Origin of the sequence: Ignicoccus hospitalis KIN4/I (assembly GCF_000017945.1) — an archaeon.
Taxonomy (GTDB): Archaea; Thermoproteota; Thermoprotei_A; order Sulfolobales; family Ignicoccaceae; genus Ignicoccus; species Ignicoccus hospitalis.
This window is the reverse complement of record NC_009776.1, coordinates 243,600-264,979: the sequence shown is the minus strand read 5'-3', so window position 1 is coordinate 264,979 and position 21,380 is coordinate 243,600. Positions and strand designations below refer to the sequence as shown.

General features: G+C 59.5%; 29 protein-coding genes and 1 CRISPR repeat array. Of the genes, 11 read left to right on the top strand and 18 right to left on the bottom strand.

Translation table 11 applies throughout. The features are described from left to right. Nucleotides 1-18 precede the first annotated feature (18 nt). On the top strand, nucleotides 19-369 hold the full coding sequence (locus IGNI_RS01605) for a hypothetical protein (protein WP_052569880.1): 351 nt from the start codon (nucleotides 19-21) through the stop codon (nucleotides 367-369). On the opposite strand, the gene IGNI_RS01600 is transcribed toward IGNI_RS01605, so the two are convergent. Further along, complete coding sequence (locus IGNI_RS01600; RefSeq protein WP_011998344.1) at nucleotides 366-1,559, bottom strand: TiaS agmantine-binding domain-containing protein; 1,194 nt, start codon at nucleotides 1,557-1,559, stop codon at nucleotides 366-368. The genes IGNI_RS01605 and IGNI_RS01600 overlap by 4 nt on opposite strands. Then, entirely contained in the window at nucleotides 1,556-1,816 is a 261-nt protein-coding gene (locus IGNI_RS01595; protein ID WP_011998343.1) for an Lrp/AsnC ligand binding domain-containing protein, read from the bottom strand. Before IGNI_RS01595 ends, IGNI_RS01600 begins: the two co-directional genes overlap by 4 nt. Before the next feature lie 62 nt (nucleotides 1,817-1,878). Between IGNI_RS01595 and pheA the strand changes: the two genes are divergently transcribed. Beyond that, nucleotides 1,879-2,805, top strand: coding sequence for a prephenate dehydratase (gene pheA / locus IGNI_RS01590; protein WP_238374106.1), 927 nt, complete (start codon nucleotides 1,879-1,881; stop codon nucleotides 2,803-2,805). Here pheA and IGNI_RS01585 read toward each other — a convergent pair. Further along, complete coding sequence (locus IGNI_RS01585) at nucleotides 2,802-3,611, bottom strand: KaiC domain-containing protein (RefSeq protein WP_187145995.1); 810 nt, start codon at nucleotides 3,609-3,611, stop codon at nucleotides 2,802-2,804. The genes pheA and IGNI_RS01585 overlap by 4 nt on opposite strands. A 361-nt stretch (nucleotides 3,612-3,972) precedes the next feature. Beyond that, nucleotides 3,973-4,601: a CRISPR direct-repeat array (repeat unit 26 nt; unit sequence GTGGAGTCTCAAGAGAGGATAGAAAG). Between the two features lie 303 nt (nucleotides 4,602-4,904). Between IGNI_RS01585 and IGNI_RS01580 the strand changes: the two genes are divergently transcribed. The 3 genes from IGNI_RS01580 to IGNI_RS01570 are packed head-to-tail and all read left to right on the top strand — an operon-like array spanning nucleotide 4,905 to nucleotide 6,255. Next, nucleotides 4,905-5,396, top strand: coding sequence for an SLOG cluster 4 domain-containing protein (locus IGNI_RS01580; protein ID WP_011998340.1), 492 nt, complete (start codon nucleotides 4,905-4,907; stop codon nucleotides 5,394-5,396). Between the two features lie 35 nt (nucleotides 5,397-5,431). After that, nucleotides 5,432-5,938 (top strand): 3-isopropylmalate dehydratase small subunit, encoded by a 507-nt coding sequence (locus IGNI_RS01575; protein ID WP_148202198.1) that lies wholly within the window; start codon nucleotides 5,432-5,434, stop codon nucleotides 5,936-5,938. Nucleotides 5,939-5,979: 41 nt separating this feature from the next. Then, on the top strand, nucleotides 5,980-6,255 hold the full coding sequence (locus IGNI_RS01570) for an ACT domain-containing protein (RefSeq protein WP_011998338.1): 276 nt from the start codon (nucleotides 5,980-5,982) through the stop codon (nucleotides 6,253-6,255). Here IGNI_RS01570 and IGNI_RS01565 read toward each other — a convergent pair. Then, nucleotides 6,216-7,295, bottom strand: coding sequence for an MFS transporter (locus tag IGNI_RS01565; protein ID WP_011998337.1), 1,080 nt, complete (start codon nucleotides 7,293-7,295; stop codon nucleotides 6,216-6,218). The genes IGNI_RS01570 and IGNI_RS01565 overlap by 40 nt on opposite strands. Nucleotides 7,296-7,355: 60 nt before the next feature. Between IGNI_RS01565 and IGNI_RS01560 the strand changes: the two genes are divergently transcribed. Beyond that, on the top strand, nucleotides 7,356-7,931 hold the full coding sequence (locus IGNI_RS01560) for a uracil-DNA glycosylase (RefSeq protein WP_011998336.1): 576 nt from the start codon (nucleotides 7,356-7,358) through the stop codon (nucleotides 7,929-7,931). A gap of 5 nt (nucleotides 7,932-7,936) precedes the next feature. Then, nucleotides 7,937-9,067, top strand: coding sequence for a radical SAM protein (locus IGNI_RS01555; protein WP_011998335.1), 1,131 nt, complete (start codon nucleotides 7,937-7,939; stop codon nucleotides 9,065-9,067). Here IGNI_RS01555 and IGNI_RS01550 read toward each other — a convergent pair. The 3 genes from IGNI_RS01550 to IGNI_RS01540 are packed head-to-tail and all read right to left on the bottom strand — an operon-like array spanning nucleotide 9,058 to nucleotide 10,842. After that, nucleotides 9,058-9,354 carry a hypothetical protein gene (locus IGNI_RS01550; RefSeq protein WP_011998334.1) on the bottom strand — a complete coding sequence of 99 codons (297 nt, stop codon included), beginning with the start codon at nucleotides 9,352-9,354 and terminating at the stop codon, nucleotides 9,058-9,060. The two genes, IGNI_RS01555 and IGNI_RS01550, sit on opposite strands and share 10 nt — an antisense overlap. Nucleotides 9,355-9,373: 19 nt before the next feature. Then, nucleotides 9,374-10,459: an MFS transporter gene (locus IGNI_RS01545; RefSeq protein ID WP_011998333.1), complete on the bottom strand. Its 1,086-nt coding sequence runs from the start codon at nucleotides 10,457-10,459 to the stop codon at nucleotides 9,374-9,376. Then, nucleotides 10,456-10,842, bottom strand: a complete 387-nt coding sequence (locus IGNI_RS01540) for a Trm112 family protein (protein ID WP_052570445.1) — start codon at nucleotides 10,840-10,842, stop codon at nucleotides 10,456-10,458. The genes IGNI_RS01545 and IGNI_RS01540 overlap by 4 nt, the downstream gene beginning before the upstream one ends. Before the next feature lie 97 nt (nucleotides 10,843-10,939). Here IGNI_RS01540 and IGNI_RS01535 point away from each other — a divergent pair, with 97 nt between their 5' ends. Together IGNI_RS01535 and map are read left to right on the top strand one after the other, a co-directional pair. Beyond that, nucleotides 10,940-12,844 (top strand): aldehyde ferredoxin oxidoreductase N-terminal domain-containing protein, encoded by a 1,905-nt coding sequence (locus IGNI_RS01535; protein WP_052569876.1) that lies wholly within the window; start codon nucleotides 10,940-10,942, stop codon nucleotides 12,842-12,844. A 17-nt stretch (nucleotides 12,845-12,861) separates the two neighbouring features. After that, the gene (gene map, locus IGNI_RS01530) at nucleotides 12,862-13,782 is read left to right on the top strand and encodes a type II methionyl aminopeptidase (protein WP_011998330.1); all 921 of its coding nucleotides are present in this window, start codon (nucleotides 12,862-12,864) and stop codon (nucleotides 13,780-13,782) included. Here map and IGNI_RS01525 read toward each other — a convergent pair. The 3 genes from IGNI_RS01525 to IGNI_RS01515 are packed head-to-tail and all read right to left on the bottom strand — an operon-like array spanning nucleotide 13,733 to nucleotide 15,479. After that, nucleotides 13,733-14,275 carry an METTL5 family protein gene (locus IGNI_RS01525; RefSeq protein WP_420805653.1) on the bottom strand — a complete coding sequence of 181 codons (543 nt, stop codon included), beginning with the start codon at nucleotides 14,273-14,275 and terminating at the stop codon, nucleotides 13,733-13,735. The genes map and IGNI_RS01525 overlap by 50 nt on opposite strands. Continuing rightward, nucleotides 14,163-14,648: a Link domain-containing protein gene (locus IGNI_RS07960; protein WP_052569868.1), complete on the bottom strand. Its 486-nt coding sequence runs from the start codon at nucleotides 14,646-14,648 to the stop codon at nucleotides 14,163-14,165. Before IGNI_RS07960 ends, IGNI_RS01525 begins: the two co-directional genes overlap by 113 nt. A 3-nt stretch (nucleotides 14,649-14,651) precedes the next feature. Beyond that, the gene (locus IGNI_RS01515) at nucleotides 14,652-15,479 is read right to left on the bottom strand and encodes a KaiC domain-containing protein (RefSeq protein ID WP_011998328.1); all 828 of its coding nucleotides are present in this window, start codon (nucleotides 15,477-15,479) and stop codon (nucleotides 14,652-14,654) included. A 74-nt stretch (nucleotides 15,480-15,553) separates the two neighbouring features. Here IGNI_RS01515 and IGNI_RS01510 point away from each other — a divergent pair, with 74 nt between their 5' ends. Then, nucleotides 15,554-17,041: a hydantoinase B/oxoprolinase family protein gene (locus IGNI_RS01510; protein ID WP_011998327.1), complete on the top strand. Its 1,488-nt coding sequence runs from the start codon at nucleotides 15,554-15,556 to the stop codon at nucleotides 17,039-17,041. On the opposite strand, the gene IGNI_RS01505 is transcribed toward IGNI_RS01510, so the two are convergent. Together IGNI_RS01505 and IGNI_RS01500 are read right to left on the bottom strand one after the other, a co-directional pair. Continuing rightward, complete coding sequence (locus IGNI_RS01505; RefSeq protein ID WP_011998326.1) at nucleotides 17,004-17,573, bottom strand: RNA methyltransferase; 570 nt, start codon at nucleotides 17,571-17,573, stop codon at nucleotides 17,004-17,006. The two genes, IGNI_RS01510 and IGNI_RS01505, sit on opposite strands and share 38 nt — an antisense overlap. A 2-nt stretch (nucleotides 17,574-17,575) precedes the next feature. After that, nucleotides 17,576-17,860, bottom strand: a complete 285-nt coding sequence (locus tag IGNI_RS01500) for a 30S ribosomal protein S26e (protein WP_011998325.1) — start codon at nucleotides 17,858-17,860, stop codon at nucleotides 17,576-17,578. 123 nt (nucleotides 17,861-17,983) lie between these two features. Here IGNI_RS01500 and IGNI_RS01495 point away from each other — a divergent pair, with 123 nt between their 5' ends. Then, nucleotides 17,984-18,271, top strand: coding sequence for a hypothetical protein (locus tag IGNI_RS01495; protein WP_052569865.1), 288 nt, complete (start codon nucleotides 17,984-17,986; stop codon nucleotides 18,269-18,271). Here IGNI_RS01495 and IGNI_RS01490 read toward each other — a convergent pair. Genes IGNI_RS01490 through IGNI_RS01465 form a run of 6 tightly spaced genes read right to left on the bottom strand, consistent with a single transcriptional unit; the run spans nucleotide 18,215 to nucleotide 21,301 of the window. Continuing rightward, nucleotides 18,215-19,282 (bottom strand): sugar phosphate nucleotidyltransferase, encoded by a 1,068-nt coding sequence (locus IGNI_RS01490; RefSeq protein ID WP_011998324.1) that lies wholly within the window; start codon nucleotides 19,280-19,282, stop codon nucleotides 18,215-18,217. The genes IGNI_RS01495 and IGNI_RS01490 overlap by 57 nt on opposite strands. Nucleotides 19,283-19,323: 41 nt before the next feature. After that, entirely contained in the window at nucleotides 19,324-19,995 is a 672-nt protein-coding gene (locus IGNI_RS01485) for a translation initiation factor IF-6 (RefSeq protein WP_011998323.1), read from the bottom strand. A 6-nt stretch (nucleotides 19,996-20,001) separates the two neighbouring features. Further along, nucleotides 20,002-20,313, bottom strand: coding sequence for a 50S ribosomal protein L31e (locus tag IGNI_RS01480; protein ID WP_238374105.1), 312 nt, complete (start codon nucleotides 20,311-20,313; stop codon nucleotides 20,002-20,004). A gap of 4 nt (nucleotides 20,314-20,317) precedes the next feature. Further along, entirely contained in the window at nucleotides 20,318-20,485 is a 168-nt protein-coding gene (locus tag IGNI_RS01475; RefSeq protein WP_011998321.1) for a 50S ribosomal protein L39e, read from the bottom strand. Beyond that, nucleotides 20,479-20,829 (bottom strand): DNA-binding protein, encoded by a 351-nt coding sequence (locus IGNI_RS01470; protein WP_011998320.1) that lies wholly within the window; start codon nucleotides 20,827-20,829, stop codon nucleotides 20,479-20,481. Before IGNI_RS01470 ends, IGNI_RS01475 begins: the two co-directional genes overlap by 7 nt. Nucleotides 20,830-20,833: 4 nt before the next feature. Continuing rightward, the gene (locus IGNI_RS01465; RefSeq protein WP_011998319.1) at nucleotides 20,834-21,301 is read right to left on the bottom strand and encodes a 30S ribosomal protein S19e; all 468 of its coding nucleotides are present in this window, start codon (nucleotides 21,299-21,301) and stop codon (nucleotides 20,834-20,836) included. Between the last annotated feature and the right edge of the window lie 79 nt (nucleotides 21,302-21,380).

Below are 21,380 nucleotides of genomic sequence, written 5' to 3'. Positions count from 1 at the left end.
AAACTAGTGGGGGTGCGTGTGGAAAGGATCAAGCTCACTGTAACCCTCTCGTCCGCGCTCCCCCGCGAGGCGGCGGCTGAGCTGATGGAGTCCTTAATCGCTGTAGGTAGGTACGTGAGGAACGCCCTAAACGTTTATATAGACATCGACGTGCGGGAGGTGGCGGGGTGCTTCCCGACCCCCCACACGTTCCACGAGTTCCACGGCCACTTGTTGGACTGCGAAACTGTCAAGGTGGAGGCGTCGGTGGAGGGGGAGGAGAGCAGCGACGCGGTGTCGGAGGCCCTATACTTAATCAAGAAAGCTCTGGTCCTGCCGGAGGGCCTGGGCGTGGGGATGAGCTGGGTCGGCGTTGCTGACGCCGCTTAGTGATGATCGAACCCGTGTGCGACCCAGATCGCACACCCCGGTTTCTCGCATATCCTCCCCTCGGGGGGCCACGGAGGGGAGCGGTAGTCCCCCTCCAAGTGCAGCTTCCTCCCTTGAACGGGGAAGACTGTGCCCTCGAAGACCTTTATTTCGAGCTTCGGGAGGACCTCAGCTTTGTAGCCGCACTTCTTGCACTTCCTCATTAAGGTCTTCTTGCCCATACTGACCATCGGCCCCCCGCACTTGGGACACTTGGGCGCTTTCCTTTTCCAGAAGAGCGCCCTCAAGTCCCTCAGCGCCGCCACCCCCTTAGAGCCAGGCTTGACCACCACGTCGAGCTTGACGGAAACCTTGTTCTCATACCCAATCATCTCTTTAAATATCTTGGTTATTCCAGTTTCGTTGAACAAAACGTAATCGCCGAAGAGTACGTCCTCCCCCCTCACCTCGTAACTCCCTTCGAACTCCTTCTGCACGAACTCGTAGGGGTACTCCTCGGCCCTCCGGGAGGGCTCGTAGGAGTGTTGGTTCGTCCTAAACATGGTCGCGAGCCAGAAGGGCTCCCCGTCGAAGAGCTGGAGGGCGGCCCACATCAAGGGAGGGTGGGAGCCCCTTATGCCCAAGAGCACCGGGTCCGGGCCCTTGGGGCATACCACCTCCGGCGAGCTCTCGTGGATCGAGGGGTAGGCCAGCTCCAGGAGGGCCTCGTAGGCCGGGTGGAAGGAGCACCTCCTAGGCCTCCCCAAGTTCTGGGGGAGCCTGTACGCCAGCAGCTCGAAGTTGTTCAGCCCCTCAGCCGCCCCCGCCGCCAGCGCGCCAACCAAGGCCTCCTTCCTCCCCCACCACAAGCCCTCGAACTTCTTGGCCACCTCGTCAGGGTCCAAGACCTTCTCCACCGCGTCGGGGTAGACCTCGGGGAACTCCTCCCCCACCGCGAGGGCCCCCCTCCCCGGGGCGCGCTCCAAGAAGGCCTTCGCCTCCTCGAAGAGCTCCTCTGCGCTCCCCTCGAACTCGAGGGCTACCGCCGCGTTCCCCCGGGTCTTCCAAGGGACCGCAGGGTTCAAGCGGACCAAGCGGGGGTAGTCCAGCATCCGGAAGCCCTTGGAGGCCAAGTGGAGGGCTAGTAAGCTGGCGGTGAGGGTCGTGCACCCGGAGCGGGGCTCGTCGAAGCTGTCCAGAGCCACTATCATCTCTGGAAGTGCTTGCCCTCTACGGCTATAAGCGTCAGGGTGGACCTAACTCCCTTCAAGTTCCTTATTTCGTTGACCACCTTCTGTATCTCGCTCAAGGTGGGCGACTCTATCTTGGCCACTATGTCGAAGGTCCCGTAGGTTATGTAAGCCTCCCTCACTGCCTTTATAGACTTGAGCTTCTCGAACACGTCCAGCTCGCCGCCTATTTCAGTGTTTATGAGGACTATCGCTAACGCCACCCTCGCTACCCACATCGGGGCGCGCGTCCATCTTATTAGCGTTCCTCCAAGGGCCTCGCGGTGAATCCTTGGACGTAGTGGAAGAGCTCTTGAAGTTAGCGGAGAGGGCCGCGAGGGAGAGGCCTACGAGGCTGCCCTCCGGCACGTGGCCGGAGGAGCTGAAGCCGGTAATAGAGTGGCTCCGCTCGCTCAGCCCAATGAAGGTCAAGGTGGCCTACTTGGGGCCCCCGGGGAGCTACACCCACGAGGCGGCGTCCTTAGTCTTCCCCAAGGAGGAGCTCGTGTCGAAGGGCAGCATACCGGAGGTGTTCGAGTCAGTGGAGAAGGGGGAGGCGGACTTCGGGGTAGTACCAATAGCGAACAGGCTGGAGGGGCCCGTCAACGAGACCATAGACGCGTTCTTGCAGTCCCACGTAAAGGTTTACTACGACGTGGAGATACCGATAAGGATAATGTTGGCCTCGGGGACTGTGAAGGACGTAAAGGAAATTAAAAGGGTCTATGGACACCCTATGATATTTAAGCAAGCTACCAAACTTTTGAAGGAGTTGGGGGTAGAGCAAGTACCTACCAGCAGCACGTCGGAAGCCGCTAGGATAGCGGCCCAAGAGCCCGGGGCGGCGGCGCTTTGTTCTCCCAAGGCGGTGGAGATGTACAAGCTGAAAGTATTGAGGGCGAACGTGGAGGACAAGCCTCACAACGCCACTAGGTTCTTCGTGATACACAAGAGGGACAACCCGGAGGGCGACAAGACGGCCTTGCTCGCCTCCGTCCCCCACAGGCCCGGGGGACTGTTCGAGTTCCTAAAGCCATTCGCGGAGAGGGGGATCAACCTAACCATGATATACTCAAGGCCCCTCAAGGACCACCCGTGGAGGTACGTGTTTTACATCGAAACGGAGGGCTCCCGGGAGGCCCTCAAGGAGGTGTTGGAGGAGGCATCCAAGATATCCTCGTTCTTGAAGATCTTGGGAAGCTACACCAAGCTGGACCTAACTGGCTAGTCCAGCTCCATCAAGCGCTCCTCCAAGGCCTTCCGGGCCAACCCCCTCTTCACCCCTTCGACCACCTTGGAGGGGAGGGTCACCTCGTCCCTCGTGTACTCCACCGGCCCCTTGACCCTCATCCCCTTTCCGTCCACTATCTCTATCTCGTGGACCCTCAAGGAGTGGGGAGTCTGTCTCATCTTCTCCACTATAACGTACCTCTTGAGCTCCCATCCCTTTATCATCTTCTTGAACCTTATTATTCCGTCCGCCACGTGCTCTATGCCGAAACCGAAGCCGAAGGAGGTGGTAATCGCGTATTGGCTGGTGGCCACTATTGTCATGTTCCACTTGTTTAATACTCTCTTCACCAAGTAACTGTACTTCCTGGCCATCGCTGGCTTGTCGAGCCAGAAGGCGCTCATGGAGTCTATCACTACCCTCGCGTCGCCGTATCCCAAGTACTTCTTAGCTTCAATTATCTTGTTTAGGAGCTCTTCGACGGTCAGCTCTACCATGTTCCACTGGTCGGCCTTGTCCCTGAGCAACGCGTCTATGATGACCATCTTCTTTTCTTCTATGGCCTTGTTGAAGTTCATCCCGAATTGAGCTGCTTGGGAAATTATGCTTTCCCTGCTCTCCTCGGTGGTTACGTATATCACCTTCTGGCCGTCTAACACCCCCTTCCACGCGAAGTGGATGCTGAAGACCGTCTTCCCCGTGCCGGGCTCCCCGACGACCGCCACCAAGAAGCCCTTGGGTATCCCGCCGGCTATCAGGTCGTCGAAGCCCTCCACGCCGGTTCTGAGCCTCACTTTCGTCACCGCTTCAGCTACATAGCTTGACCCCCGTTTTAAGTTCAGGGCGATGAGCGCCACTCCCCGGCCGGAGCGGTGACGACGAATTCCGTAAGCGAGCCCGCATAACTCATTACCAAACTTTTATATTTGTTAATTTCCTTTTTCATATTTGCCCACATGGGAACATCCTATATTCGAAAGCGCACCATTACTATTCACTCTCTCAAACCCCCTTATATCTTTTCATGGGAACGCTGAAGATCGTGGAGGGAAGGGCAGAGGAAAAATTTCTCGAATAAAGGGAAAAACGTGGAGAATTGTAAACTCGCAGTAGAACGCAATTCTTTTAAGGGAAAGACCTTGGAGCTTTATATGGAAGGCTTCGGTGGAGTCTCAAAAGAGGATAGAAAGACGAGGTAGTCGAGTAGCCTCGCGAGCTTTACTATATATTCATGTGGAGTCTCAAAAGAGGATAGAAAGATTGTTTGCTCAGTCGAAACATAAATCACTTTCCTATCGTTCGTGGAGTCTCAAAAGAGGATAGAAAGCCTGCCAAGCACGGCACTCCCCTTGCCAAGCTCTCCAGGCAGTGGAGTCTCAAAAGAGGATAGAAAGGATCATCGGGGCGACCTCTCCGGGGTTATCGTCGGCTGCCGCGGAGTCTCAAGAGAGGATAGAAAGCCCAACCACTTCCTGAGCAGTTCCTCTTGGCGAGGGGTGGGGCGGAGTCTCAAGAGAGGATAGAAAGACGCCCGCCAGCGCCCCTAGCTCCGCGTACTTCTTGCCTCTGTGGAGTCTCAAGAGAGGATAGAAAGATCGGCCTTCCCTCTTTCAGGGCCCTGAATAGATCCCAGGCCGTGGAGTCTCAAGAGAGGATAGAAAGGTGACTAAGCGGTGGCACAATTATGCAGGAGATATTGGTAGAGTCTCAAAAGAGGATAGAAAGACGTCTTTATTTCCAATCTCTTGGGATCGAACTGGTAGTACAGTAGAGTCTCAAGAGAGGATGGAAAGAAAGACCACGTTCCATTTCCATCCGGTGAACTTCCTCATATAGAATTCATTGAGGCGCGAAGAACAAAGATAATGCTCCAAAACGAAATACAAGAGCGAAGAGCTTATACTCCTCCAACATTGTGATGATCGACACAAAATTCTTCATGGGGAAGCGACCTCGAGTTCTGTTGTATAACCCCTACAGCCCCAATTGCGCTCCCAAAACCCAAGCGCCCACGGATTAGGGGTTCGAGCGGCGAAGGGCTCCGCGCTAAGGAGCTTATCACGCTCGAGGCCTTCTGAACCTTACGGTAGGGGAGCGTGAAGGTCGCGGTCGCCGCTTGTGGTTGCGAGGGACCGGGGAGCCTCGCTGAGTCCCTAGCCTCCAAGGCGGCCGAGCTCGGCGCGGAGCTCATGTTGGGCGGTTGTTGGGGACTCATGGGCAAGGTGGTGGACGAGGCCGCTAAGAGGGGAGTTAAGGTTTACATCTTCTTGCCCATAGGCTACCAGTGCCCGGCGGAGGAGAGGGAGAACGTCGTCGTAATAAGGACCAACATGGCGGAGAACTTCAGGAGCGCACTGCTGGTGAGCGCGGCGGAGGCGCTGCTCGCCTTGGGCGGAGGGGCGGGAACGCTCATGGAGGTCTTGATGGCCTACCGGGAGAGGAAGAGGGTAGCCTTAGTCAAGGGCCATGGTATGGACACCGACAAGTACTTCGAACTGATGGAAGGTGGAGTAGATTCGAGGGAGCTAGCTGAGGTCAAGGCCTTCGAGGACCCCGGGGAGGCGCTGGAGTGGCTAGTCAAAGGCTGAAAAGCCCTCCGACGCAAGGACGCGAGGGCAGCGACATGATCAAGGGTAGAGTGGTCGCTAAGCTCGGCGACAACATAGACACGGACATGATAATACCCTTCAGGTACAAGGCGAAGACCACAGACTACTACGAGCTGGCGAAGCACGTGTTCGAGGACTTGGACCCCGAGCTGGCGAAGAGGATCAAGCCCGGGGACGTGGTGGTGGCGGGCAAGAACTTCGGGATGGGGAGCTCCAGGGAGCAAGCGCCAATAGCGATCAAGTACTCCGGGGTGAGCGCAGTAATAGCTAAGAGCTTCGCCAGGATATTCTTTAGGAACGCAATAAACATAGGCCTCCCGGTCATAGAGGCCCCGGAGGTAGTGGATGAGACAGAGGAGGGCGACGAGCTCGAGGTGGACTTGGAGAAGGGCGTAATACGGAACCTCACCAAGGGGAAGGAGTACTCGTTCAAACCCTACCCCCCTATGATAATGGAGGTAATGAAGGAAGGGGGGATATACGAGTACTTCAAGAAGCACGGGAAGTTCCCGTGGGAGTGAACCGTGAAAACCCTCCTTTTTGAGGGCCCCCGGGGAAGCGGTTGCCCCAGTACGCGGTAATAACCGTAGTCGGGAAGGACCGGGTAGGCATAGTAGCCGGGATCTCCTCCGTGCTGGCCGAACAAGGGGTCAACATAGTTGACATATCCCAAACGGTCCTCCGCGGGATGTTCGCGATGATAATGGTCGTCGACTTGGCCGGGGCCAAGGTGAGCGTGGGAGAGCTCAGGGAGCTCCTAAAGAAGAAAGGGAAGGAGTTGGGGGTAGACGTGGCCCTTCACTCGGCCGAGCTCGTGGAGAGCGTTGAACGGCTGTGAGCCCAAGCGAGCGTACCTAAGGCCAGCGAGAGGGCCGGCAAGAGCGCGACCGTCCAAGGGCCGAGGGAGCTCGCGAGGGAGCCTAAGAGCCTCCCGAAGTCTCCAGCAGCGTTGAAGGCGCCGACCCTCCTCCCCACGTCGCCCGCCCGGGCGAGCCCCAAGGCGGAGCTCCTCCACCACATGGTTAAGGCCTTGGTCGAGAAGAGGCCGAGGGCCGACAGCGGGGGAGGGGCGGAGATCAAGAAGCCCGACAAGGAGGCCCCGACGGCGGGGAGCAGCATAGACAAGTGACTCTCGGAGATGTCAATTAACTTTTTGTTGAGGAAGTAACTTATTATCGATCCCACGAGGGCTGCCGCGGCCAGCAGGAGCCCTCCGAAGGCCTTCCCGAACTCCCTCCCAAACACCGCCACCGCGACCTCCGTGTTCACTAACACAGTCATAATGCCCAGCGCTATAGACGTCATCACCAGCGCCGAGAGCGGGGGAACGAAGGCCTTCCCCTTGCCCTTGCGCCTCTCCTCCACCGCCTTCCCTTTGAAGGCGAGGACCGCTAGGGAGAGGGCGAAGAGCGCCAACGCGCTCGGGACCAAGGCACTTTCGGCCAAGAGCCCTCCCAACGCGAAGGCGAAGAACCAAGCGAGGTTGCCGGAGACGAAGTAGAGGGAAGAAGCCCTCCCCCTGTACTCCCGGGGGACCTTGCTCATGGTGATCGCTTGCAAGGAAGGCCAAGTGAAGCCCGCGCTGAAGCCGTGGAAGGCCCGGAGCAAGGGGTAGTAGCTGGGCGGCAAGAGCGCGTACCCGAGGCCCGTCGCGCCCAAGGAGGCCAAGCCTAAGGAGGTCACCTTGGATCCGTACTTCTTGCTCAGCTCTCCCCCTAAGAACGAGGAGGCCAGGCGGCCCAAGGAGAAGGCCGCTGCCAAAGCCGCCAAGAAGCCCCAGCCCTCCTCCAAGGTGGCGAAGGCGCTCCCCATCCTGGCGGTCCTCGAGGCCGCGTTGCCCAAGAAGGCTACGAGCAACAAGGCGTAAAATTCCTTCAAGGGCCCTCCCGGGAGCCCCTCACAAAAGTTGCTGAAGAGCGCTGGGCTCCGGTGCGCCCCGTGTGCTTGCGCGAGGTGGCGGAGAAGGTCAAGGGGTGTTGCAAGTGCGACCTCTGTAAGGTTAGGAAGAACCCGGTCCCGGGGGAGGGGGACGAGGGGGCGGAGGTAGTCTTCGTGGGGGAGGCCCCGGGAAAGGAGGAGGACGAGGAGGGGCGCCCCTTCGTAGGGAGGGCCGGGAGGCTCCTCCGCTCCACGATATCTCAAATAGGGTTTAAGAAATACTACATAACGAACGTAGTGAAGTGTAGGCCCCCCGGGAACCGGACCCCCACTGAGGAGGAGGTGGAGGCGTGTAAGCCCTACTTAATTGAGGAGCTGAACTGCATAAGGCCTAAGTTGGTCGTGGCGCTGGGGAGGACAGCCGCCGAGGCCTTGCTGGGCCTCAAGGGCCCGTTGAAGGGCGTCAGGGGGAAGGTCTTGGTCGCCTCCGCGGGAGGGGCGCGGGTGAAGGTCTTGGTCACCTACCACCCCGCCGCCGTCCTCCGGAACCCGAAGCTCAAGGAGCAGTTCGTAAGCGACTTAAAGAAGGCCTTTAACGAGGTCTACAAGCAGAGGTCCCTGTTCGACTCCGGGTGAGGGCCTTGGGGAGGCTCACGAAGGCTATAGAGATGAAGAGGAAGAAGTTGGAAGAGTTAAAGGAGATTGTAGAGGACGTGAGGAAGGCCGAAGAGGACTGGCACGCGAGGAGGGAGCCGAGGGACTGCGGGATAACGGTCCACCCGGGGATAGGGTGCGACTTGGGCTGCGTTTATTGTTACATAGCTGACATGGGGTTCCCCACGGACAAGGTGGAGCCCTACCCCCTCAGCGGGCCGGAGCTGGCGCTGGCGTTAATGCTCAACCCCAACGTCGCCCCCGGCCCCACCGGGACCTACGTGGCGGTGGGCTCCGTTACGGAGCCCTTCCACCCCTTACTGTTGGACAAGACCTTCGAATACCTCAAGTGGTTGAAGTACTTGGGCAACTACACGCAAATGTCGTTTAAGATGGTGTTCCCCGAGAGGAGGTTGAATGAGTTCTTGGAGTCCTCCGAGAGGAGGCTGAGCGTGTTAGTTTCGGTAAGCAGCTTGAGGAGGGCAAGGGAGCTGGAGCCGAGGCTCCCCCCGGTGGAGAAGAGGTTCGAGCTGGCTAAGAAGATAAAGGACGGAGGGAAGGGGGTCGCCGTCTTCATAAGGCCGATAATCCCCGGCATAACTGACAAGGAGTCCAAGGAGTTGTTGGAACTGGCCTCCAGCTACGGCTTGGAGGACGTGGTCCTAGGGGGGCTGAGGGTGACTCAGAGGATAATGAAGAACTTGCGCTCCTTGGGGGTCTCTCTGGAGGGGAGGCTGAGGAGGCTCCCGAGGGGGAGGGAACAAGTCTACGTGTACACTAGGGATTTGAGGGACAAGATAGCTAGGGAGGCCGAGTCCTTGGGCATGAGGGTACTCTACACCGCTTGCGACGCCAACGCGAGGCACCACGGAGAGGTGTGCTGGGACTCTTGCATCTTCGAGAGGGAGCTCTGCGAGCGCTTGCCTCCCGTGGACCCGAGGGACTTGAGGGAGGGGGTGGAGATGTTGGGGGGCAAGCTGGTGAGCTTCGAGCTCAAGGAGCCCGTCCTGAAGGTCGAGGCTGAGGGGTTGAAGAAGAACGCGGGGTGGATAATACAAATGGCCTACAGGAGGCAAGTTATATTGAAGGTCGGCGGGAGGACCTTCTATTACAAGTAGGCGTAGGCCCCCTCCTCGCCGGAGCTCACGAAGAGCGCCCTGACCTTGTAAGAGTCCCCATCCTTCTCCACGTCGAAGCTCGTAGGCATGTAAAAGCTGAACTCCACCTCGTTTACAATCTCGGTTATTCTGAACTCCACGTCCTCCGGGAGTTCATCCAAAGTCATCTCTATGTAGTAAGTGCCCCCGAAGGGCGACGGCTCGGCTATCACCTTAACGGACTTGGGGTGGAACTCCTCTACAACCATCCTCTCTATCAGCTTGGAGAAGGCCTCTCCTAAGCTCATTTTCCTCCCCGACGAGAGGTTAGCCCCGCCCGGGGTTTATTTTGCGAGAGGCCGCGAGGAGCGCCGCCGAGACCAACGCCATAGAGGCGGTCGCGGTGGAGAGCGAGAGGGAGGCCTCGAAGGAGCCCGCGGCCCCCGCGAGGGGGACCGAGGTCACGTTTGCTAAGTCCCAAGCCGTCGTGAATAAACTCATGCTCTTCCCCTTCTCCTTCTCCCTCGCGGCTATTGAGAGCAACGTGGGACTGGCTAAACCCCAAGAGCCGCCGGTGAAGAACCCCGCGACGGCCGCCGCCGAGGGCTCGAGGGCGTTGAGGGCCAAGCGGGAGGCCGCGAGGGCCAGCAAGGGAGGGACCGCTATCAAGCGCGGAGCCGCGTCCGCGATTATGCCCCCGAGCACCCTGGTGCTCCCGCTGCCCAAGGCCCTCCCGGAGAAGAAGTAGGTGGTGGCCAAGTACCCGCTGCCGCGGCTCGCTTGGTAGGGCGGCAAGTAAGTGGAAATTATAAGTACGGTTGAAGCCAAGAAGAAGGAGGTAGCGTAGGCCAACGCCCAAGAGGGGCTGAAGCTCCACCCGCCCCCGCCCTTGAAGGAGTAGCCCATCAAGGTCCTCTGAATCGCGAAGGTTACTGCAGACGCCGCGGCCCCGACGGCCAGGGAGCCCGGGAGGCCCAAGGCGGAGTAAGCCAAACCCCCCACGAGGGGTCCCAAGAAGGACGCGGCCGAGAGCGCGATCCCCCTCAACGCGTAGTGGAAGCCCAGCTTGTTCGGAGGCGCCTCCTCCGCGACCACTGTTAGGGATAAAACCAATATTATTGCGAACGCTACGTTGGTGAGCATCAAGTACGCGAAGAAGCCCGGGAGGCCGAGGAGCGCCGTAGGGTAGGCGAGGATCATCAACGCGGGGGCGGAGGAGGCCATCCCCGGGCTCAAGCCCCTCTTGAACATAGTAAGCTTGGAGGCCAGTCCGACCAGCGAGGCCAGCCCGCTGGCCAGCCCCACGGAGAGGGAGCCGTAGACGTGGGCCTCCCTCAGGACGTAGGGGTCCGAGGAAGAGGCGGAGAGGAACAGGAAAAACGCGAGCAAGTGGGACTTCAAGAGGGGGTTCATTTTATCCCCCAAGGCTTGCCGGACAGCACCTCTTCGGGCAACAAGTCCTTGTACTTCCTTAGGAATTTCAAGTCCTCCTCCTTGTTTCTGAGCTCGTCCGGCAGCATGTGCGGGATGCCGTCTATTATCGGGAACCAGCGCCCGCACTTGGGGCAGACGAGCACCCCCGTCACCACCTCCTCGTCCAAGCACTGCTCGCAAGGGGGGTCTCGCACGTCCTTCAAGTACTTCCCCAAGTAGCCGCAGTAGAGCTCGCAGTAGGGCTTCTCCTTCGGGGGCCTCTTCCTCTTCACCTTCTTCTTTTCTATTACATAAAGCTTCAGCGGGAAGCCTTCATCCTTGCAGTACGGACACGCTAGGACGTCCAGCGTCATATACATCATTACCCTTCCGCCTGGGAGGGGCTCGCGCGGGGGGCGCTTTCTGTTGAACGCCCCCACACTTTGGTTCCCTTTCCTAGAATTGTCCCGGGCGAACGGGTTGCGCGAGCCCTTGATTAACCCAATAGAAATCGACCTAGAGGAGGAAAACTGGAGGAGGATAAACATAAACGCTTTGGGCCCGGTGGAAGCTGGAGTGAAGCTCCACTTGAAGTACCAAACTCAAGACTGGGACCCCGTGGAGAAGAACTTAGTAGTTATGGGTACTGGCCCCTTCGCGCGCTCCCCCTTCTTCGGGAGCAACAGGCTAATAATAGTCTTCAAAAGTCCCATGACGAGGGGCCTCCACGTCACGGCCGCCGGAGGGGCGGGCTTCGACTTCATAAGCTCCGGGACGAGCCTGGTAGTCTTCAAGGGGAGGGCCAACTCCCCCAAAATAGTGCTCTTGGAGGGGGACGAGGAAGGGCTAAAGGACGTCAAGTTCAAGAACGTTACCTCGGACGCCTTCAACTACGGGGGCTACTTCGGCACCTTCGCCTTGAGCAAGTACGTTTACGACAACTACTCCCCCGCGCGCGCCGTAGCTGTGGGACCCTTCTCCTTGTTCTCCGTGTCGGGCTCGTTGGTCAGCATAGAGAGGCTCGGCAACGAGCTTTCCCCCTTTGCGGTGGACTTCTTCGGGAGGGGAGGCCCGGGGAGCGCCTTGGCTAGGGCCCACAACGTGTGGGCAGTGGGCTTCGGGGGGCGTTACGAGCCGCCGGAGGTCCCCGGGGACTTGCCGGAGAGGCTCAGCAGGGAGGCCTTCGGCAAGAGTTACGTGGAAGCGGTCTTGGAGGCAACCACCAAGTACCGGTACGACCCCAAGTACAAGAGCGGGGGGACCTTCGGGGTGAACTACGTTTACTACAGGGACCTAATACCGATGTTCGCCTTTAACAGCATATACTACAGCGACGAGACGAGGACGAGACTGAGCAAGATGATAATTAAGTACTTCTGGACGCCGTTCGTGGAGGAGACCATAAAGAGGAGGGTCTTCGGCGGCTGCGGGGACCCGTGCCCGGCCGCTTGTAAGAAAGTCTGGAGGGGCGTGAAGCTGGACTACGAGCCGAGCAACGCCATGGGGCCCTTGATAGGAGTCTTCAAGTTGGACTTAACAGTAAAGTTGATAGAAGTGGTGGACTCGTACGGGATGGACGCCATAGAGGCCGGCCACGTGGTCTCGTGGCTCATGGACGCGCTCTACCGGAACTTGTTGAGGCCCGAGGAGCTCGGGGTGAGCGAGCCGCCGTCCTTCGACCCCTCCCACTTCGAGGTGGAGGAGAGCGAGAAGAACTACGAGATAGCGAAAAAGATATTGGAGCAGTACGCTAAGGGCGTGGGAGTGCCGGGGGAGGCGGCGAAGAGGGGGCTCAGGGGGGCGGCCAAGTACTTGGACCGGGAGCTCCCCTCCAGGACGGAGAGGGTGAAGTTCGAGGACTTAGCGGTTTACGTCGCCTTCGGGGAGAAGGGCTACATGACGCCGAATTTGTACTGGGCCCCCGGAATGGTAGCCCCGCTCTACGTCTTGGGGAGGTACTGGACCAACTACCGGCCGACCTTCGACGAGCCCGAGAAGTTCGCCGAGAGCTCCTTCAAGAGGGCCTTGAAGGAGCTCATAATAGACAACGCCGGCATATGCCGCTTCCACCGGAAGTGGGCGGAGAGGCTGGTGGGAGAGATGTACAAGGAGATGGTGGGGGCGGAGGTCAACGACGAGTACGCGAAGGCCGTGTATAGGAGCGTGGCCGTGTACAACGTGGAGGCCGGAGCCGAGCCCGTCCCGTGGGAGAGTAAGAAGACCTACGACGTCGTGAGGACTATGGCTAAGAGGGTCATGCCGGAGAAGTGGGGGAGGCTCTTCGATGAGGGGAAGGGCATAGAATGGTGGGCCAGGTTTAAGGCTAGGGTCGAGGAACTCCTTGAAATACGCCCCCCTAGGAGGGAGGGCGGTGTCAAACCATAGAGGAGCTGGAGCTCTACTTGAGGTCCGGAGAAGCTGTCAGGAGGGCGCTGGAGAGGGGGAGGGAGCTGATAAGGCCCGGCGCCTCGGTTTTAGAGATTTGCGAGGAGGTGGAGGACCTAATAAGGAAGCTCTCGGACGGGCCGGCCTTCCCCTGTAACCTGAGCGTGGGTTACGAGGCCGCCCACTACTCCCCCGTGCCGGAGGACCCGAAGAGGCTCCCGGAGAAGGGGATAGTCAAACTCGACTTGGGCGCCCACGTGCGCGGGAGGATCGCGGACTCCGCAATAAGCGTGTTACTCAAGCCCGTGGAGAAACACGAGAAGTTGTCGGAGGCCGTCAAAGAGGCGCTGGAGAGGGCCTTGGAGAGGGCCAGGCCGGGCCTCTCGGTCTCCGCCATAGGGACCACCATAAGTGTGACGATAAGGAGGAAGGGCTTCAAACCGATCTCTAACTTGGGAGGCCACGGCTTGGCCCCCTACTTGGTGCACTCCGGGGTCTCCATACCCAACGTCCCCGAGCCCTTGCCCTTCAAGCTGGAGCCCGGGCGGGCGTACGCGATAGAGCCCTTCGGCACGGACGGGGCCGGGTACGTGGTGGAGGGGAAGGAGGTTACCATCTTCTCCCTCCGGCCTAGGCCCCCCAAGGGGTGGGAGAAGAGGGCGGGCGACCTAAAAGACTTGGTAGAGGTGATAAACGAAAGGTTCAAGACCCTCCCGTTCTCCCCCCGCTGGCTCACGGACGTGATGGCTTACGACAAGTTGATGGAAGCTCTGTTGAGGTTATCGAAGATAGGTGTATTAACGGCGTATCCTATACTCATAGAGGCGAAGAGGGGCGAGGTGGCGCAGTGGGAGCACACCATCTTCGTGACGGAGGAGGGGGTGGTGGTCACCACCGCCGGCAGCAATAGAGGCTCACCTCGGTCCTCCTCTTCCTAGAGACGTGGAACTCGTAGAGCTGGGGGAGGTGCATCTCGTACCGGGCCAAGGCCTCGCACCGGAAGCCCCTCTCCTCTCCCAACCTCTTAACGACTTTCCAAACCCCCGAGGGCTGGATGGAGTAGACGGTGGGGGCCAGGTCGAAGGCCGCCAACAAGAAGGCCCTGTCCGCCCTCTTCACCTTGGTCCCGAAGGGCGGGTTCATTATTACCGTATCGGCCCTCCTCAAAGGTACGCGCGGGACCTCCGCCAGCACCCTCTCCTCCAAAGGGGCCTCCCTCAAAAGCTCCAAGTCCAGCTCCAAGCATATGGACCTAGCGCCCAAGAGCGAGGCCCCGTACGCGAGCCTCCCCGTGCCGCAGCCCAAGTCCACCACAAGCTTACCTTCGATGTCCCCGGCCAAGAAGGCCCTCCACAAGACGTCCGCCGCCACAGAGGCGGGGGTTGGGTATTGCTCGTACTTTATACCTAACTTCCCCTTCTTCCAGCGCACCCTCTCCAACTCCATCTCCAGCTCCTTCTTCGTGAGCCGCGTAGAGCTCACCCCTCCAAGCCACCCGCACGACCCGGTCCCTTACGACCAACAAGTTGAGGGGGAAGGAGCGCAGCAGGGGGAGGTCCCTTATGGAGAACTCGCGACAGCTTAGGTGCTTGTGCAAGACCCCCTCGTAGCCCGCCGCCACCGGCCTCGGGTCCAACACCTCGAAGGATGTGCGGGTAACCCGCTGGAGGGGGAAGGCGAAGTCCTTCACCAACACCTCCCCCTCCCGCGCCTCGAACTTCAAGAACAAAGCGTACTCGAAAGGAAAGTCTTTCATAACCTTTATTGCGTTGTAAACCCTCCCCGCCACCACGAGCCTCTCCAACTCTCAGACCTCCCCTTCGTAGACGTCCTCCGTCTTCTTGGAGGCCTCCTCCATCTCCCTCACCACCTCCGGGTTCAGGGGCTCCACGTAGGCCTTGCCCGCCCTCACTCTCAACACCTTGTCGTAGAACACCACTATCCCTTTGTCCGTTATCTCGAAGGGGTGCCTCCGCATGCTGTGCTTAGTCCCCCTCATCTTCCAGACAATCAGAGAGCGGTAGAGTTCGCCGTCGTACTCGTCCAAGTCCAGCCTTATTATGCCGTCAGCCGCGTGCTCCACGCCGGGGCCGCCGAAGCCCCTCTCCGTGGCGGACACTTGGCTCACCAAGATGCTGGTTACCCCCAAGCCGCTCAGAACCCTCTTCAGCTGGAGGACCACGCTCCTCGCCACCGCCGGCCTGGTCAAGTAGAGCGTGGAGACCGAGTCTATGGCGGCCCTCTTGGCCCCTAAGTCCCTTATAGCCTCCCTCAACACGTCCACGAGCATGTGGACGTCTGTAGGGTCCCTCACGACGTACTTCTCCCTCTTCGCCGCCTCGCCTATCCCGCCGGTGAAGGCGTCTATGATCGCGAAGGTCCCCTTCTTCTCATACTTCCTGACGTCCCAGCCGAACTGTAACATGTTCCTCCTAATTTGAACTGGGTGCTCCTCCAAGGCGACGTAGATCCCGGGCTCGCCGTGCTCCAGCCCGTACCACAAGAACTGCTGGGAGAATATCGTCTTCCCCGTCCCGGGGCCGCCGGACAGGAGGACCACGTTCCTCTCCGGGATGCCTCCGTAGAGTATCTCGTCCATGCCGGGTATGCCGGTCTTTACCCTCTTCACTATCATCCTTCTTCTCCGCGTAAAGTATAGCCCCTTCGAGAGTTTAAACGTTGGAGGGGATCAAGTGGGGGTCGCGAAGCTTGAAGCTCAGAGCGGGAGTGGTCCAGAGGGCCTTGAGCTACATAGCCGAAGAGATGGGAAGCGTGTTGAAACGTTCGTCCGTTTCCCCGAACATTAGAGAACGCTTGGACATGTCTTGCGCCTTGCTGGACGAGGACGGGAGGGTACTAGCTCAAGCCGAACACATCCCAGTACACTTGGGCAGCCTCTCGTGGGCGGCCCCGAGGCTGGTTGAGAGGGCCTCGGAGTTGGTCGAGGATGAGGGGGACGTCATGATAGTTAACGACCCTTACTTGACCGGCACCCACTTGAACGACGTAACTGTTATGACAAAGTATAAGAACGTTTGGATAGTTAACAAGGCCCACCACGTGGACGTAGGGGGCCCCGTGCCCGGCTCCCTGAACCCCAACGCCAAGACGTTGTTCGAGGAAGGGATAGTAATAGAGCCCGCGCTAGTGGCCAAGAGGTGGAGGGTTTTGAAGGTAGCTGAGGACTTGGCCAAGGGCGTCAGGGGGCCTAAGACGTTCTTGGCCGACTTGAAGGCACAGATAGCGGCCTTGAGGACCGGCCTCCAGAGGCTGAGGGAGTTGGAGGACCGTTACGGCGACATTAACGAGTACAAGGAAGACTTCTTAGAGGCGTCCAAGAGGGCCTACTCGGAGAGGCTGGCCGAGGTGTCGGGGGAGGGGGAGGCCGAAGTCCCCTTGGAGCTCCCGGAGGGCCTCGCGAAAATAAGGGTGAGGCTCAAGGTCGGGGAAGTCGTGGAGGCGGACTTCTCGGGGTCCTCGGACCAAGTGCCCTACAACTTGAACGCGGTGGAGGGAATAGCCTACGCCGCGGTGGCCTTCTTCGTGAAGGCGATGACCGTCCCGGAGGGGCCGGTGGACCACGGCCTTTATTCTTTAATAAAGGTAAAGACGAGGGAGGGGAGCTTGCTGAACCCCCGGTTCCCCGCCGCCGTAGGGGCCGGGAACTTGGAGACCTCCCAGAGGGCCTTGGAGGCCGTGGTGCTCGCCGCGCAAGGCTTCTCCCACGCCCCCTCCGGGGGCCCGGGCACCATGAGCAACTTGATACTGTCATGGGGGAACAAGGTCTATTATGAAACCAACGCCGGCGGCGGGAGCGCGACCAAGGACTCGGACGGCCAGAACGCCGTCCAATGGGGCATGACCAACACCATGAACACCCCGATAGAAATAATAGAGAGGGAGGCGCCGGTGCTATTCACTAGGTACTCCGTGAGGAGGGGCTCCGGAGGGGCCGGGACGCACAAGGGAGGGGACGGGGTGGTTAGGGAATTTATAGCCTTGGACGACCTAAAGGTAACCGTGATCATGTCTAGGTACTTGACGAAGTCCCCCGGCGCGAAGGGGGGCTCGGACGGGGAGCCGGGGGCGGTCTTGGTGGACGGGGAGCCGGTGGAAGGCTACTTCTCCGGGGAACTCAAGAAGGGGTCCCGGCTGACCCTCATGACCCCGGGCGCCGGGGGCTGGGGTCGAGCTTGAGGTCCAAGACGTAGTGCAAGTAGTAGATGCAGTGGGAGGCCAAGTAGCTCTTGGGGCCCAAGGAAACCCTCTCCGCCTCCAGCCAAGGAGGGAGCTCCAGGTCGTGCTGGGAGCCCAAGAGGAAGGCCGCGGACTTCGGGAACTCGAAGGACCACACGTCCTCCCCGTCCTCGGAGAGGACGTAAACCTTCATCCCCAAGCTCTTGAGCACCTCCTCGAAACTCTCCTTCGTCCTCTTACAGCCCTTGAGCTCGCCTAACATACACTTCCTTATCGCCTCCACGGCCGCCCTCTCGTCGCTCAAGTCCGCCTCGAGCTCGGGTCCCTTGAACCTCAAGGTGAGCGGAGGGTTAGGGGGGCCCTCCAAGGTGACAAAGAAAGAGGAGTCCTTCCTTACGCCCCTCTCCGTCCACAAGGCCGCCCTCAGCATCCTCGCTATCACGTCCAGCCTCCCGGTGTGGGAGGCTATCCCCCTCTTGGGGAAGGCGGGGGAAGTGGTCGCGGTAAGAGAGCGGGTGACGAAGGTCCTCAAAGCTAGTAGAGGCCCCTCCTCTTGCGCTCGTGCTCGGGCCTCACCTTAACTATACCCAAGTGCACTGCGCAGCTGATGCAGTAGCACTTAGTTATCTTGTACCTCGGTATTATAGCGCCCTTCTTCTCGAGCTCCCTGGCGAGCTGGGGGTCAACTGGGCTGTGCCACCTGGTAACGCATATCGCCTTGTCGGCCGGCACTATCCTGCCGCAGTTGTCACACTGTATCGTGCCGGTCTTGCCCTTGTCGCCCTTATGCCTTCCACGGTTCTCCCTCTTCTTAGGCAAGCGCCCCTCCCTCGCGGAAGGCTCCAAACGCGGGAATTTAAAGGTTCCTCCGAGGGAGTACTTTCGTCCCTCCCTTCCGGGACAAAAGGAGCGGGAGCCCTACGTCGCCTTAGGGGAGAGGGCTTGAGGCTCTACTCGAAGGAGTGGGTAGTGTACACGTTGGAGAAGTTGGGCGGGGAGGCGAGCGTGGACTTGTTGAGGCTGATGAGCGCCGGCCTGGCGCCCGCGGAGGCTTACGTGGCAGACTGCTACGCGCCGGAGGTCACGGAGGAGGGGCTCTTGAGCTGCATAGAGGGAGCGGTTAAGGAGCTCGCGGAGGACGGGGTGGTGAGGCTGGAGGGGGGCAAGGTGAAGCTAGTCAAGGCGCCCCACCTTAAGGGCGCTCTCAGAGGCGAACAGCGCGTCCTCTAAGCTCACTGGGGCGTCCACCTCTATGTTGGAGTAGTCCCCCACCACGCTCCTCTTCAAGGTCGCGCCTCCCCTCATCAAAACTTTAGATCCCTTGAGGATTAAGGATTCTACGAAAGAGCCCTCTGCAACCGAGCCCTCCTCCACGTCCACGAACGGGCCCGCGGAGCCCCTCACCTCCGCGCCGGGGCCCACGTAGGCCGGGCCCACGAGCCTCCCCTCCACGGTCGCCCCCCTCGCCACGTAAACCTTCCCCACCACCTCGCCCTCCACCGACCCCTCCACTTTGTGGATCAACTTCTTCTCCAAGATAAACTTCATAGCTTCGATAAGGTCCTCCGGGACCCCGGTGTCCTTCCACCAGCCCTCCACCACGGCGTACTTGACGTCGTAACCCCTCCTTATGTAACAGTTCAACAAGTCGGTTATCTCGTACTCGCCCCGCCACGAGGGCTTGAGCTCCGAGAAGCAGCTCTCGTACTGCTCCGGATCTCTGAAGGCGTAGAGGCCGGTCAGGGCGTAGTTGGAGGGGGGCCTCTCGGGCTTCTCCACGAACTTAACTATCCTCCCGGACTCGATTACTGGCACCCCGAAGCGCCTCGGGTCCTCTACCTTGGCGAGCACCACGAACGCGTCGAACTCCTCGTCAACCGAGTTGAACTTCTTTACCCACTCGTCGTCAAACACGTTGTCCCCGAAGTAGACTAGGAAGGGGGACCTCACGTTCGCGTTAACTATCGCCGTGTGTATCGCGTGTGCCACCCCGAGCCTCTTGGGTTGGAGCACGTACTCGAACCTCATCCCCAGGGCGCTCCCGTCCCCCAAGACCTCCTTGAAGAGCTCGCCCAGCCAGCCGACCACCACCACGGCCCTCTCAACGCCCACCCCCCTCAGCTGCTCTATGCCGTACTGAACCAAGGGCTTCCCGGCCACGGGGATCAACGGCTTGGGCACGGTGAGCGTTAAGGGCCTCAGCCTGCTCCCCTTCCCAGCGGCCAGTATTATCCCTTCCAAGGAGTTATTTCCCCACGAGTCGGGGGCGGGCTTTAGGTAAATTATTCGCCAGAGAGGGCCCTAGCTACCCTCGCCATTTCTACGCCCGTGGTAAGGTCGCCCACGACCGCCCCTTTGTTGTTGGCCACGAGGCCCGTCTTAACGTAGGGCACGCCGTAGTTCACCGTTCCTATGTCCAACACCACTTGGAACTTCTTCTCCAGCTCGTTCAGCTCCTCGTCGCTGGCGTCCGGGTGGACCAAACCTCCCTTGTCGTTTATCACCGCCACCGAGCCCACGGTGGGGACCCCCGCTATGGTCCCGGTCTCGCCCGGGACCCCGAGGACCTCGGTTACGTCCTTAACCCAGTTGCTCATTTCGGGATGGAAGAGGGCGAACTTGTCGTTGCAGAGTATCACGTTACCCATTGCGGTGAGTTTGCTGTATACGACCTTTATGGGCAAGTCCAACTCTCTTTTTAAGTTCTCTAATTCATACTCCTTTATTATTGAAGGGACCACCAAGGCGTGGTTGTTTCCGTTAACGAAGAGGCCTAGGAGGGTGCTGTCGGCTACCTTCGCCTCGACGACAGTCACTTTGAGCGCGCTCTCTACCTTCTTAACGACGTCCTCCTTCACCCCGGGCGGAATTAGGGCGAAGTCGTCGTTGGCGAACATGTACACGCCAATATTCGGGTTCCCAAAAATGGATATGGGGACTACGTCGAAGTTCATGTCGCTTCAGTCCTCCACGTCCTTTACGTTAGCGAGGGTGACGTAGGCTACCTTCCTCTCGCCTTCCTCGCCGGACTCGGTCTTGACGGTGACGTACACTTGCACCCTGGCCGGGGGCTTGGTGATGCTCCCGCTCCACAAGTAGTTGTTCACGGTGTTGTCTATCTTCACGTCCTCCGGCTCCACTCCGAAGTGTCTGGCCACGAACTCCCTAACCATCCTCACGGCCCTCTTGGCCCTGTTGCTCCTCCTTCCCCAGTAGAGCCTCCTCAAGTTTATTGTATAAATTACGCCGTCCTTTTCCTTGGGCACGCCCATCACCTCAGACGTTCTTTATCTTTTGCCTCCTCCAATACCTCCTCATGGGGTTCCGGGTAACCCTCCTGCGGGTCTTTAATATAACCCACGCGGGGAGGGCCCTGTTCTGCTTAGTCTTCTTGCCTAGCCTAATCTTCTTGGCCACGTGCTTGTAATGGGCCACCCTCACCACCCCCTCTCCTTTATGTTTATCCTCCCTTCTCTGCGCGTCTCGCCCGCCAGCCGGGCCAATATTTCCTTTACCTCCGCGTCCGTGAGGGGCCTGGCGATCCTCCCGGCCTGGGCGAGGGCTATTAGGTAGTTCTCCACTTGCTCCGCGAGCTCGGGCCTCACGAGCTTGACGTTAGCCAGCCTCGCGCGGGCCTCGCTGGTCAGTATGCTCTTCAGTATAGTCTCCTTCACCAGCTGCTGCTTCTTCCTCAGTTCTTCCGCCTTCCTCTCCTCTTCCATACGCTTTTGCAGCTCCATTAACTTCTTCTTCCTTATTTCCTCAAGCTCCCTGTCGTCGAAGCTCATACTCTCACCTCTCGGCGTACTTCTTGAGCTCGGCCATCTCTTCGGCTATTTCTTGGAAGGTGAAGTAGGCCACGTGGTCGAGCACGCTCCTCCCGGCGGGGGTTAGGACCCTCCCTTGGCCCTTTACCTTCTTCACCAAGCCGGCCTTCTCCAGCTGTTGGAGTATCTTCCTTATGTGGGAGCCCCCTGCCTTCCTGAAGTGCGGAGGGGCGACCCCCCTCCTCTGGCGGCCGCCGTAGATCGTCCTGAACGTCTCTATACCGAGAGGCCTCCCGGCGAGGTACAGCTTCCTCAGTATGCTCGCCGCCCTGTAGTACCACCAGTCCTCGTCCAAGGGGGGTCTGTCCTTGAAGCAGCCGGTCTTCGCGTACATGGCCCACTCCGGGGGCCTGATCTCGGGGAACCTCTCCTTCAAGTACATAGCCAACCTCTGGTTGAACCTCTCCGGAGGCACTTCCCTCGGCGTGATCAAGCCTTAGCTACCCCGGCGACCCTCCGGCCGAGCTATTTAAGTACCTTCAAGGTCCGCGGGCCGCCCGGGGCGATAACTT